The 12063-nt window shown below is 60.5% G+C and carries 11 protein-coding genes; 4 read left to right on the top strand and 7 right to left on the bottom strand.

Annotation, left to right across the window (positions count from 1 at the left end; all coding sequences use genetic code 11):
* Nucleotides 1-257 precede the first annotated feature (257 nt).
* Together rep and BLU24_RS02145 are read left to right on the top strand one after the other, a co-directional pair.
* Nucleotides 258-2267, top strand: coding sequence for a DNA helicase Rep (rep, locus tag BLU24_RS02150; protein WP_093097005.1), 2010 nt, complete (start codon nucleotides 258-260; stop codon nucleotides 2265-2267).
* 57 nt (nucleotides 2268-2324) lie between these two features.
* A complete protein-coding gene (locus tag BLU24_RS02145; protein ID WP_007962388.1) occupies nucleotides 2325-2897 on the top strand; it encodes a xanthine phosphoribosyltransferase in 573 nt (190 codons plus the stop codon).
* A gap of 131 nt (nucleotides 2898-3028) precedes the next feature.
* Here the strand turns inward: BLU24_RS02145 and BLU24_RS02140 are convergent, their stop codons facing one another.
* From BLU24_RS02140 to dadA, 6 genes are all read right to left on the bottom strand, one after another.
* Nucleotides 3029-4951: an acetyl-CoA hydrolase/transferase C-terminal domain-containing protein gene (locus tag BLU24_RS02140; protein ID WP_093097000.1), complete on the bottom strand. Its 1923-nt coding sequence runs from the start codon at nucleotides 4949-4951 to the stop codon at nucleotides 3029-3031.
* A gap of 373 nt (nucleotides 4952-5324) precedes the next feature.
* Nucleotides 5325-5738: a c-type cytochrome gene (locus tag BLU24_RS02135; protein WP_093096997.1), complete on the bottom strand. Its 414-nt coding sequence runs from the start codon at nucleotides 5736-5738 to the stop codon at nucleotides 5325-5327.
* Nucleotides 5739-5920: 182 nt separating this feature from the next.
* A complete protein-coding gene (locus tag BLU24_RS02130; RefSeq protein WP_016772566.1) occupies nucleotides 5921-6469 on the bottom strand; it encodes a cupin domain-containing protein in 549 nt (182 codons plus the stop codon).
* Nucleotides 6470-6557: 88 nt separating this feature from the next.
* Nucleotides 6558-7631 carry an alanine racemase gene (gene alr / locus BLU24_RS02125; RefSeq protein WP_093096994.1) on the bottom strand — a complete coding sequence of 358 codons (1074 nt, stop codon included), beginning with the start codon at nucleotides 7629-7631 and terminating at the stop codon, nucleotides 6558-6560.
* A 94-nt stretch (nucleotides 7632-7725) separates the two neighbouring features.
* On the bottom strand, nucleotides 7726-8079 hold the full coding sequence (locus BLU24_RS02120; protein WP_093096991.1) for a RidA family protein: 354 nt from the start codon (nucleotides 8077-8079) through the stop codon (nucleotides 7726-7728).
* Nucleotides 8051-9355 carry a D-amino acid dehydrogenase gene (gene dadA, locus BLU24_RS02115; RefSeq protein ID WP_090287486.1) on the bottom strand — a complete coding sequence of 435 codons (1305 nt, stop codon included), beginning with the start codon at nucleotides 9353-9355 and terminating at the stop codon, nucleotides 8051-8053. Before dadA ends, BLU24_RS02120 begins: the two co-directional genes overlap by 29 nt.
* 154 nt (nucleotides 9356-9509) lie before the next feature.
* On the opposite strand from dadA, the gene BLU24_RS02110 reads away from it, so the two are divergent.
* The gene (locus BLU24_RS02110) at nucleotides 9510-9998 is read left to right on the top strand and encodes an Lrp/AsnC ligand binding domain-containing protein (RefSeq protein WP_010465173.1); all 489 of its coding nucleotides are present in this window, start codon (nucleotides 9510-9512) and stop codon (nucleotides 9996-9998) included.
* 129 nt (nucleotides 9999-10127) lie between these two features.
* On the opposite strand, the gene BLU24_RS02105 is transcribed toward BLU24_RS02110, so the two are convergent.
* Nucleotides 10128-10481 (bottom strand): YkgJ family cysteine cluster protein, encoded by a 354-nt coding sequence (locus BLU24_RS02105; RefSeq protein WP_090287488.1) that lies wholly within the window; start codon nucleotides 10479-10481, stop codon nucleotides 10128-10130.
* A gap of 144 nt (nucleotides 10482-10625) precedes the next feature.
* On the opposite strand from BLU24_RS02105, the gene BLU24_RS02100 reads away from it, so the two are divergent.
* Complete coding sequence (locus tag BLU24_RS02100) at nucleotides 10626-11936, top strand: NAD(P)/FAD-dependent oxidoreductase (protein ID WP_093096988.1); 1311 nt, start codon at nucleotides 10626-10628, stop codon at nucleotides 11934-11936.
* Nucleotides 11937-12063 lie beyond the last annotated feature (127 nt).

The following is a 12063-nucleotide window of genomic DNA, read 5'->3' as shown; positions in this document are numbered from 1 at the left end:
CTCTGCAAAGATGTGGGCTGGGCATTATGCCGTTGTGTGTAACATTGACCAATGCGCATGACCATCAACGTCGGACAAAACGTTATCTTTGGTCACAAACGAGAACATTAGCCGCAAAATCACCGCGCATCCTGCGTGAAAGTAACAAAACCGGCAAATCCGCATCGCGTGGTACGTCACAAGTCGGACAGAGCAGCACAATTCGCTGAGCCTGTTAAAATGCCGGCCCATTTCGTCAACGACTCCCGAATTTTCGTATGTCCCGACTCAATCCCCGGCAGCAAGAAGCCGTGAACTACGTCGGCGGCCCTCTATTGGTGCTCGCCGGTGCTGGCTCCGGCAAGACCAGCGTGATCACGCGCAAAATCGCGCACCTGATCCAGAACTGCGGCATCCGCGCCCAATACATCGTCGCCATGACGTTTACCAACAAGGCCGCGCGCGAGATGAAAGAGCGGGTCGGCAGCCTGCTGCGTGCCGGCGAAGGCCGCGGCCTGACGGTCTGCACCTTCCACAACCTGGGCCTGAACATTATCCGCAAAGAGCATGCGCGGCTGGGCTACAAACCCGGTTTCTCGATCTTCGACGAGACCGACGTCAAAGCCCTGATGACCGACATCATGCAGAAGGAATATGCAGGCGACGATGGCGTCGACGAGATCAAGAACATGATCGGCGCCTGGAAAAACGACCTGATCCTGCCGCCGCAGGCGCTGGAAAACGCGCGCAACCCCAAGGAGCAGACCGCCGCCATCGTCTACACCCACTACCAGCGCACGCTCAAGGCGTTCAACGCGGTGGACTTCGACGACCTGATCCTGCTGCCGGTGAAACTCTTCGAAGAACACGCCGACATTCTCGAAAAGTGGCAGAACAAGGTGCGTTACCTGCTGGTCGATGAATATCAGGACACCAACGCCAGCCAGTACCTGCTGGTGAAGATGCTGATCGGCAAGCGCAACCAGTTCACCGTGGTCGGCGACGACGACCAGTCGATCTACGCCTGGCGCGGCGCGCGGCCGGAAAACCTGATGCTGCTCAAGGACGACTACCCGTCGCTGAAAGTGGTGATGCTCGAGCAGAACTACCGTTCGACCAGTCGCATCCTGCGCTGCGCCAACGTGCTGATCTCGAACAACCCGCACGAATTCGAAAAGCAGCTGTGGAGTGAAATGGGCCACGGTGACGAGATCCGCGTGATCCGCTGCCGCAACGAAGACGCCGAAGCCGAGCGCGTGGCCATGGAAATCCTCAGCCTGCACCTGCGCACTGACCGCCCTTACAGCGATTTCGCGATTCTCTATCGCGGTAACTATCAGGCCAAACTGATCGAATTGAAGCTGCAGCACCATCAGGTGCCGTATCGCCTCAGCGGCGGCAACAGCTTTTTCGGCCGCCAGGAAGTGAAGGACCTGATGGCCTACTTCCGCCTGATCGTAAACCCGGATGACGACAACGCCTTTCTGCGAGTGATCAATGTGCCGCGCCGCGAAATCGGCTCGACCACCCTGGAAAAACTCGGCAACTACGCCACCGAACGCAAGATCTCGATGTACGCCGCCACCGACGAAATCGGCCTCGGCGAGCATCTGGACAGCCGCTTCACCGATCGCCTGTCGCGCTTCAAGCGCTTCATGGACAAGGTCCGCGAGCAGTGCGCCGGTGAAGACCCGATCTCGGCGCTGCGCAGCATGGTCATGGACATCGACTACGAGAACTGGCTGCGCACCAACAGCTCCAGCGACAAGGCAGCCGACTACCGCATGAGCAACGTCTGGTTCTTGATCGAGGCGTTGAAAAACACCCTCGAAAAAGACGAAGAAGGCGAAATGACCATCGAGGACGCCATCGGCAAATTGGTGCTGCGCGACATGCTCGAACGTCAGCAGGAAGAAGAGGACGGCGCCGAAGGCGTGCAAATGATGACATTGCACGCCTCCAAGGGGCTGGAATTCCCTTACGTGTTCATCATGGGCATGGAAGAGGAAATCCTCCCGCACCGCTCCAGCATCGAAGCCGACACCATCGAAGAAGAACGCCGCCTGGCCTACGTGGGTATCACCCGCGCCCGTCAGACCCTGGCGTTTACTTTCGCCGCCAAGCGCAAGCAGTACGGCGAGACCATCGACTGTGCACCGAGCCGTTTCCTCGATGAGCTGCCGCCGGACGACCTCGCCTGGGAAGGCAACGACGACACCCCGACCGAAGTCAAAGCCGTGCGCGGCAATAACGCTTTGGCCGATATACGCGCGATGTTAAAGCGCTAGAATTGACCACTTTTTACTAGACCTTCGGCGCACCAGGCGCCAAATGAGGACAGCTTCATGGAAGCATTGCAGCAGAAAATCCGCGAACAAGGCATTGTGCTTTCCGACCAGGTCCTGAAGGTCGACGCCTTCCTGAACCACCAGATCGACCCGGCCCTGATGAAGCTGATCGGCGACGAATTCGCCACGCTGTTCAAGGACTCGGGGATCACCAAGATCGTCACCATCGAAGCTTCGGGCATCGCCCCGGCGATCATGACCGGCTTGAACCTCGGCGTGCCGGTGATCTTTGCCCGCAAGCAGCAGTCCCTGACCCTGACTGAAAACCTGCTGTCGGCAACCGTCTACTCGTTCACCAAGAAGACCGAAAGCACCGTGGCGATTTCCCCGCGCCACCTGACCAGCAGCGACCGCGTGCTGATCATCGACGACTTCCTGGCCAACGGTAAGGCGTCGCAGGCGCTGATCTCGATCATCAAACAGGCCGGCGCCACCGTGGCCGGTCTGGGCATCGTCATCGAGAAATCGTTCCAGGGCGGCCGCGCCGAGCTGGATTCGCAGGGCTACCGCGTCGAGTCGCTGGCCCGCGTGAAATCGTTGAAGGACGGCGTTGTAACCTTCATCGAATAACCCGCCACACCGGCGATCCCCTGTAGGAGTGAGCCTGCTCGCGATAGCGCAGTGTCAGTCGACCCTTTCGGTGACTGATGCGCCGCCATCGCCAGCAGGCTGGCTCCCACAGTTGGTTTTGAGGCGCGCAGTTATTGCGCGGTGGCTTTGAGGCCTGTGAGCAGCAGGCGTTGGAAAAGGTCCTCTTTCAGCCCCTCCGGGTTTGTGAGCTGCATCCGTTCCAGATGTTCCGGAAACGCTGATGCCTCCGGCGCATCCAGCGCAGCTTTGCCCAATTCCAGTATCTCGGTCAGCTTGAACTTGCTCTTCAGCCAGTTCAGCGCACGCAGCAGGTCCCGCTCGATCGCGGTGAAATCACAGCCCAGCGGATATTCTGGAAACAGATTCGGATGCCGTTCGGCGATCGCCTGCAAGCGTTGCGGCGTGTTGTCGGCAAAACGCGGATCGATGCGGAAGTCCTTTGGCAGTTTGCCGACCTTTTGCGCCTGTTCGATCAGCCCCGGCTGGAAGCGCGAGTCGCTGATATTGAGCAGCGCTTCGATCACCGCCGCGTCGGGTTTGCCGCGCAGGTCGGCGATACCGTATTCGGTGACGACGATATCGCGTAAATGCCGCGGAATCGTGCAATGACCGTATTCCCAGACGATATTCGAACTGACCTCGCCAGCCGATTCGCGCCAGCTGCGCAAGATCAGAATCGATCGCGCCCCATCCAGCGCATGGCCCTGGGCGACGAAGTTGTACTGCCCGCCGACGCCGCTGAGCACGCGCCCGTCCTGCAACTGGTCAGCCACCCCGGCGCCGAGCAGGGTCATGGTGAATACCGTGTTGATGAACCGCGCATCGAGGCGTTGCAAACGCTTGAGCTCTTCCTGCCCGTATAGCTCGTTGATGTAGCTGATGCGGGTCATGTTGAATTCGAGCATTTTGCTTGGCGGCAACTCACGCAAACGCTCATAGAAACTGCGCGGGCCGAGGAAGAAGCCGCCGTGTACGCAAATGCCGTCAGGCTGCGCCGCCTCGTCGAGGGTGCCGGCATTGGCCTGCTCCTGGGTCGGCACGTCCGGGTAGACCTTGCGCCGGATGATCCCCGCCTCCGCCAAAACCAGCAGGCCGTTGACGAACATTTCACTGCAGCCATACAAGCCTTTGGCGAACGGCGCGGTGCCGCCCTCGCGCTCGATCAGTTGCGCCCACTGGCTCAGATTGACGTCATCGAGCAGCGCCCGATAACCCGCGTTGTCGGCCTGACGGGCGAGCAATGCAGCGGTCAGTGCGTCGCCCATCGAACCGATGCCGATCTGCAGCGTGCCGCCGTCGCGCACCAGCGTGCTGGCATGTAAACCGATGAAGTGGTCCTGGAAACCGACGGGCATGTTCGGCGTTGAGAACAGCGTGCAGCTGTCCTTCTCGTCGATCAGCAAATCAAAGGTGTCGATATCGACTTCGGCATCCCCGGGCATGTACGGCAGATCGGTGTGAACCTGGCCGACCAGCACAATCGTCTCTCCGGCTTCGCGGCGCTTGGCGATCAGTGGCAATAGATCGAGTGTGATGTCGGGGTTGCAGCTCAGACTCAGGCGGTCCGGGTGTTCGCTGCTGCTGGCGAGCAACTGCGCGACCAGATTCAGGCCGGCGCCGTTGATATCGCGGGCGGCATGGCTGTAGTTGCTGCTGACGTAATCCTGCTGTGCCGGGGCGCTGTTGAGCAGGCTGCCGGGCTGCATGAAGAACTGTTGAATGCGGATGTTGGCGGGCAGGCTGTCGCGCTGTAGATCAGCGAGAAAACCGAACTCGGGGTAATCGCCGAAAACCCGTTCGACAAAGGGCTCTATAAAGCGCTTCTGCAAACCTTCGCCCAGACTCGGCCGACCCAGGCAAAGCGCGGTGTAAATCGTCAGCTGGCGCTCGGGCAGGTCTTTGATCCGCCGGTACAGCGCGTTGACGAAGTGGTTGGGTTTGCCCAGCCCCAGCGGCAGGCCCATGTGGACATGCGCCGGCAAGCGTGCAAGCACGTCGTCCACTGCCTGTTCGATCGAACACAACTGCACCATCTGAAGCCTCCCGCCCGTTCCGTTGATAGGGGTAGACCGAGATTGCCTTGAGTTTGCTGCAAAGGATAGCGTTTGGTTTTGAGTGTTTGTCCGCCTCGAGATGGTTGCCCTCACCCTGACCCTCTCCCGGAGGGAGAGGGGACTGAATGGGGGATATTGGAGAGATACACCGACTTGAAAATGATGTGCTGAATCCATAATCGCCACGATCTTTCAGGTCGATGTGCAGCGAAAGTCGCCTCCGTCGGCCCCCTCTCCCTCCGGGAGAGGGCTGGGGTGAGGGTCAGGATTTTGAATTAATCGAAAGAGCAAAAACCACAAGCACAAAAAAACCGTCCGAAGACGGTTTTTGTTACGTCCAGAGCGCCGCTGATTACAGACCGGACATCTCTTTGATCGCGCCCTTGAGTTCCTCATCGGTGCAATCAGCGCAGGTGCCTTTAGGTGGCATCGCATTAACACCGGTAATCGCTTTGGCGAGGATGCCGTCCAGACCACCCTGGTGATCGGCCCGCTCTTTCCAGGCGGCCTTGTCACCGATTTTCGGCGCGCCCAGCAGACCGGTGCCGTGACAAGCGTTGCAGTGTTTGGCGATCACGTCTTTAGGCGCCTTGGCTCCCCCGCCGCCGCCAGCGCTTGCAACCACTTCCATCCCCTTGCATTCCTTGCCCTGAACACACACCTGGCCAACCGGCTCGAGGCGTTTGGCAATGTCGTCACCGGTCGCAGCTTGAGCGCTGACAGCCCAGAGGGCCAGTACGGTTGCTGGTGCAGCCAGCATTTTCATAATTAGGTTCACGCGTTCACCCTCAATGGTGGCTATTCACGCCTGCGGCCACGGTTCGCAGGCGGGCGCAAGTATAGCGGGTAGCCCGCCACACCGAAACAACCCCATTTTTAAAGGGGTCTTGTTGCGCATCGGTCAAACGGTTCGGGAGCCTTGGCCATCAGGGCCTGGCACCTCTTGCTTTAGAAATTCGCCGGTGTGGCTGCGCTGATCAGTCGCGCAGGCACATCGAAGGGATTACGGAAACGATGCGGCTTGGTACTTTCAAAATAGTAGCTGTCGCCGGCTTCGAGGATAAAAGTTTCCAGGCCGACCACCAGTTCCAGACGACCCTCGACCAGAATCCCGGTTTCCTCGCCCTCGTGGGTGAGCATTTCTTCGCCGGTATCGGCGCCCGGCGGGTAGATTTCATTGAGGAAGGCGATGGCGCGGCTCGGGTGCGCGCGGCCGACCAGCTTCATGGTCACGGCGCCGTCGGAAATGTCGATCAGCTCGTTGGCCTTGTAGACGATCTGGGTTGGCTGGTCTTGCAGGATCTCTTCGGAAAAGAACTCGACCATGGACATGGGAATGCCGCCGAGCACCTTTCTCAGCGAACTGATCGAAGGGCTCACGCTGTTCTTTTCGATCATCGAAATGGTGCTGTTGGTGACGCCCGCGCGTTTGGCGAGTTCGCGCTGGGAAAGCCCTTTGAGCTTGCGGATCGATTGCAGTCGTTCACCGACGTCCAAGGCGGGAGCCTCCTGATGTTGTAAGAATATTGAGCGTTATCATGGCGACAGCGTTCAGTATTTACAACACTTGGCCCCCGCGCTGGCGTCAGGCCTCGGAATAGAGCCTTGGCACCCGGCGCAGGTTGCAGAAGATCTGGTACGGAATGGTATCCGCCCACGTCGCCACATCGCTGGCGAGGATGTTCTTGCCCCACAGTTCGACGGTCGAACCGAGGCCCGCCTCCGGCACATCGGTGAGGTCGATGCACAGCATGTCCATCGACACGCGCCCCAACAGACGGCTGCGCTGGCCAGCCACCAGCACCGGTGTGCCGGTTGGCGCCTGACGCGGATAGCCGTCGGCGTAACCCATGGCGACCACGCCGATGCGCATCGGCTTGTCGGTGATGAATTTCGCGCCGTAGCCGATCGGCTCACCGGCCGGCAGCTCACGGACACTGATGACTTTCGATTCCAGAGTCATCACCGGTTGCAGACGTTCGGCCACGGCGTTGGCTTCTTCGAACGGTGTCGCACCGTAGAGCATGATACCGGGGCGTACCCAGTCGCTGTGGATCTGCGGCCAACCCAGTACTGCCGGCGAATTGCGCAAGCTGACTTCCGCCGCCAGACCCTGACGCGCCGCTTCGAAGACGGCCACCTGCTCGCTGCTGCTCTGCGCGTGCAGCTCATCGGCACGGGCGAAGTGGCTCATCAACACGATTTTCGCCACTTTGCCGCTGGCCAGCAGGCGCTGATAGGCAGCCGGATAATCTTTTGGATGCAGGCCGACACGGTGCATGCCGGAGTCGAGCTTCAACCACACCGTGACTGGTTTGTTCAGCGCCGCCTGCTCGATGGCTTCGAGCTGCCACAGCGAATGCACCACGCACCAAAAATCATGCTCGACGATCAGCGCCAGCTCATCCGCCTCGAAGAAACCTTCGAGCAGCAGCACCGGCGCACGAATACCGGCAGCGCGCAGCTCGAGCGCCTCTTCGATACACGCCACGGCAAACCCGTCAGCCTCGGCTTCCAGCGCTTGAGCACAGCGCACAGCGCCATGGCCGTAGGCGTCAGCCTTGATCACCGCGAGCGCTTTGGCGCCGGTGACTTCGCGGGCAATTCGGTAATTGTGGCGCAGGGCTTGAAGGTCGATCAGGGCACGGGCAGGACGCATGGCGGCGGACTTCTAGGCAGTCATGGAAGAAAAACCGGCGCCGACTGGCGGCGTTAACCGCCAACAGCGCCGGGAGAGGGATCTTTGTTACGACTTACGGCAGCGCAGCGACGATGGAGATCTCGACGAGGATGCTCGGCTTGGCCATTTTCGCTTCGACAGTGGCACGGGCCGGCGCGGCGCCCTTGGGCAGCCACTGATCCCACACCGAGTTCATCCCGGCAAAGTGCGCCTCGATGTCGTTCAGGTAGATCGTCGCCGAGAGCAGATGCTGTTCGTCGGTGCCGGCCAGATCGAGCAGGCGCTCGATATTGGCCAGTACGTCGCGGGTCTGCTGTTCAATCCCGGCTTCGAAGTCGTCGCCGACCTGCCCAGCCAGGTACACCGTACCGTTGTGGCTGACGATCTGACTCATGCGCTCATTGGTGAGCTGGCGCTGGATTGACATGTTTTGCGGACTCCTGGGTCTGGTTGCCGTAACGGGAAATATCGAGGCCTTCGGCACTGATCTGCGGTTTTTTCTTCGCCATCAGATCGGCCAGCAAACGCCCGGAACCACACGCCATGGTCCAACCCAGGGTGCCGTGACCGGTGTTGAGGAACAGATTCTTGAACGGCGTGGCGCCAACGATCGGCGTGCCGTCCGGCGTGGTCGGCCGCAGACCGGTCCAGAAACTCGCCTCGGCCAGATTACCGCCCTGAGGATAAAGGTCGTTGACGATCATCTCCAGGGTTTCGCGCCGACGCGGGTTCAGCGACAGGTCAAAACCGGCAATCTCGGCCATGCCGCCGACGCGGATGCGGTTGTCGAACCGGGTTATTGCAACCTTGTAGGTCTCGTCGAGGATGGTCGAGGTCGGCGCCATGTCCGGGTTGGTGATTGGCACGGTCAGCGAGTAGCCCTTGAGCGGATACACCGGGGCCTTGATGCCCAGCGGCTTGAGCAGTTGCGGCGAGTAGCTGCCCAGCGCCAGCACGTAGCGATCGGCGGTTTCCAGCTTGCCGTCGATCCACACGCCGTTGATGCGATCACCGGCGTAGTCGAGCTTCTGAATATCCTGGCCGAAGCGGAATTCCACACCCAGCTTGCGCGCCATGTCGGCGAGACGAGTGGTGAAGATCTGGCAGTCGCCGGTCTGGTCGTTCGGCAAGCGCAGGGCGCCGGCAAGAATATCGGTGACGCCGGCCAGCGCCGGTTCGACGCGGGCAATGCCGGCGCGATCAAGGACTTCGAACGGCACGCCGGACTCTTTCAGCACGGCAATGTCTTTGGCGGCGTTATCCAGTTGCGCCTGGGTGCGGAACAACTGCGTGGTGCCGAGGCTGCGGCCTTCGTAGGCAATGCCGGTTTCGGCGCGCAATTCGTCGAGGCAGTCGCGGCTGTACTCGGACAGTCGCACCATGCGCTCCTTGTTCACCGCATAACGGCTGGCGGTGCAGTTGCGCAGCATCTGCGCCATCCACAGGTATTGGTCGATGTCCGCGGTGGCCTTGATTGCCAGCGGTGCGTGGCGTTGCAGCAGCCATTTGATCGCCTTGAGCGGTACGCCCGGCGCGGCCCACGGCGAGGCGTAGCCCGGCGAGACCTGGCCGGCGTTGGCGAAACTGGTCTCCATGGCCGCGGCGGGCTGCCGGTCGACCACCACCACTTCAAACCCGGCACGGGCCAGATAGTAAGCACTGGCGGTACCGATGACGCCGCTACCCAAGACCATGACGCGCATTTTCAATCCCTCATCGCGGCTTTGTGCCGAGCTGTGTTGTTAGAGCAATGATGAGCGCAGTGTAAAAAAGAAATGCCAGTGCTTTTCACTATATAAGCGCCTATATTTGGCGACAATTCTCGGCAAAAACCCTTTTCACGGAGGCGCATCCCCTATGCGGACCAACACCCAGACCAAGCGCGAGCTGGACAAGATCGACCGCAACATCCTGCGGATCCTGCAGGCGGACGGGCGCATTTCGTTCACTGAACTCGGGGAAAAGGTCGGCCTCTCCACCACGCCCTGCACCGAGCGCGTGCGCCGTCTGGAGCGCGAAGGAATCATCATGGGCTACAACGCCCGGCTCAATCCGCAGCATTTGAAGGGTAGCCTGCTGGTGTTCGTCGAGATCAGCCTCGACTACAAATCCGGCGACACTTTCGAGGAGTTCCGACGCGCGGTGCTGAAATTACCCCACGTACTGGAATGTCATCTGGTGTCAGGGGATTTCGACTATCTGGTAAAGGCGCGGATTTCCGAGATGGCCTCGTACCGCAAACTGCTCGGCGACATTCTTTTGAAATTGCCGCATGTGCGCGAATCGAAGAGCTACATTGTCATGGAAGAAGTGAAAGAGAGCCTGTGCCTGCCGATTCCTGACTGAAATTTGTGCCGCAGCCATCGCCAGCAGGCTGGCTCCCACAGGTTCCGTGGTGAACACAAATAATGTGCACACCTGCGAACTCTGTGGGAGCTAGCCCAGCTAGCGATGCAGGCGACTCGGTTTATCGAGTCAAACCAACACCTGCCGATTCGCCGCCATGTACTCGAAAATCTGCTTCTCAACCCGCGGATGAATCAGCTCCACCGGCCGCCGTTCATTCGGGCAAGGCAACGTTTTGGTCGTGCCAAACAACCGGCAGATCAACGGCCGTTCCTCATACACCGTGCAGCCATTCGGCCCCAGGTGTACGCAGTTCAGTTCTTGCATCGCCGCATCCTGCTCGGCGCGGGTCTTGCGCGGCAGTCGGGCCATTTCCTCGGGCGACGTGGTCACCGGCCCGCAGCAGTCGTGGCAGCCGGGTACGCACTCGAACGAGGGAATCTGCTGACGCAACGTGCGGATTTTCTGACTGTTGCAGCTCATCGAAACAGTGCCCGAGGGGAATGGACGGCAATTGTGCCGCAAAAGACCTGGGCCAGACACTGTAGGCCGACCGATGTTGCCGGTGCTCGGCCGTGCGGCTTATGCTCCGTCAAATTTTCTCGACACCGCCTCAGGATGACGCCCATGACCGCCCGCGCCCACACTTCCGCGAGCCAACCCCACGCCGCCTCTTACTACGCCGCCAGCAGCCTGCCGCAGCCAGACCATCCGCGGCTGCAAGGTGAAGTGCTGGCCGACGTCTGTGTGGTCGGTGGCGGATTTTCCGGGTTGAACACCGCGCTGGAACTGGCTGAACGCGGCTTCAGCGTCGTCCTGCTGGAGGCGCACCGGATCGGCTGGGGCGCCAGCGGGCGCAACGGCGGGCAACTGATTCGCGGCGTGGGTCATGGCCTCGATCAATTCGCCAACGTCGTCGGCACCGACGGCGTGCGGGCGATGAAACTCATGGGACTGGAAGCGGTGGAAATCGTTCGTCAGCGCGTCGAGCGTTTCCAGATCGCCTGCGATCTGACCTGGGGTTATTGCGACCTCGCCAACAAGCCTGCTGATCTGCAGGGCTTTGCCGAAGAGGCCGAAGAGCTGCGCAGTCTTGGCTACCGCTATGAAACCCGACTGTTACAAGCCAACGAGATGCACGCGGTGGTCGGCTCAAAACGCTACGTCGGCGGTTTGATCGATATGGGCTCCGGGCATTTGCACCCGCTGAATCTCGCGCTCGGTGAAGCCGCAGCGGCGCAGCGAATGGGCGTGAAACTGTTCGAGCAGTCGGCGGTAATCCGCATCGATTATGGCGCCGAAGTGAAGGTCCACACGGCGCAAGGGTCGGTGCGGGCGAAGACCCTGGTGCTGGGCTGCAATGCCTACCTGAATGATCTGAACCCGCAACTCAGCGGCAAAGTCCTGCCGGCCGGCAGCTACATCATCGCCACCGAGCCGTTGAGCGAAGCTCAGGCCCACGACCTGCTGCCGCAGAACATGGCGGTCTGCGACCAGCGTGTCGCGCTGGATTATTACCGACTGTCGGCGGATCGACGCCTGCTGTTCGGCGGCGCCTGCCATTACTCGGGACGCGATCCGAAAGACATCGCCGCGTATATGCAGCCGAAGATGCTTGAGGTGTTCCCGCAACTCGCTGGGGTGAAGATCGATTATCAGTGGGGCGGGATGATCGGCATCGGCGCCAACCGCTTGCCGCAGATTGGCCGGCTCGCCGATCAGCCGAATGTCTATTACGCCCAGGCCTATTCCGGGCACGGCGTGAATGCCACACACCTGGCGGGCAAGCTGCTGGCCGAGGCGATCAATGGGCAACAGGGTGGGGGTTTTGATCTGTTTGCCAAAGTGCCGCACATCACCTTCCCGGGCGGCAAGCATTTGCGTTCGCCGCTGCTGGCGTTGGGGATGTTGTGGCATCGAATGAAAGAGTTGGTCTGATACAACTCAGCGACTTCAAGGTCGCTTTCGCGAGCAGGCTCGCTCCCACAGTGACCGCGTTTATTCAGGTGGAACGCGATCGAATGTGGGAGCGAGCCTGCTCGCGATGAGGCCCGCAAGAACGATA

This window comes from Pseudomonas sp. Z003-0.4C(8344-21) (assembly GCF_900104975.1).
GTDB lineage: Bacteria > Pseudomonadota > Gammaproteobacteria > Pseudomonadales > Pseudomonadaceae > Aquipseudomonas > Aquipseudomonas granadensis.
The sequence above is the reverse complement of the archived record's forward strand: the minus strand, read 5'-3'. Positions and strand labels throughout refer to the sequence as shown.

Bases quoted from the DNA above. Each gene is read 5' to 3' on its own strand.
- rep (WP_093097005.1), top strand. From the start codon at position 258: ATGTCCCGACTCAATCCCCGGCAGCAAGAAGCCGTGAACTACGTCGGC.
- BLU24_RS02145 (WP_007962388.1), top strand. From the start codon at position 2,325: ATGGAAGCATTGCAGCAGAAAATCCGCGAACAAGGCATTGTGCTTTCC.
- BLU24_RS02140 (WP_093097000.1), bottom strand. From the start codon at position 4,951: ATGGTGCAGTTGTGTTCGATCGAACAGGCAGTGGACGACGTGCTTGCA.
- BLU24_RS02135 (WP_093096997.1), bottom strand. From the start codon at position 5,738: ATGAAAATGCTGGCTGCACCAGCAACCGTACTGGCCCTCTGGGCTGTC.
- alr (WP_093096994.1), bottom strand. From the start codon at position 7,631: ATGCGTCCTGCCCGTGCCCTGATCGACCTTCAAGCCCTGCGCCACAAT.
- BLU24_RS02120 (WP_093096991.1), bottom strand. From the start codon at position 8,079: ATGTCAATCCAGCGCCAGCTCACCAATGAGCGCATGAGTCAGATCGTC.
- dadA (WP_090287486.1), bottom strand. From the start codon at position 9,355: ATGCGCGTCATGGTCTTGGGTAGCGGCGTCATCGGTACCGCCAGTGCT.
- BLU24_RS02110 (WP_010465173.1), top strand. From the start codon at position 9,510: ATGCGGACCAACACCCAGACCAAGCGCGAGCTGGACAAGATCGACCGC.
- BLU24_RS02105 (WP_090287488.1), bottom strand. From the start codon at position 10,481: ATGAGCTGCAACAGTCAGAAAATCCGCACGTTGCGTCAGCAGATTCCC.
- BLU24_RS02100 (WP_093096988.1), top strand. From the start codon at position 10,626: ATGACCGCCCGCGCCCACACTTCCGCGAGCCAACCCCACGCCGCCTCT.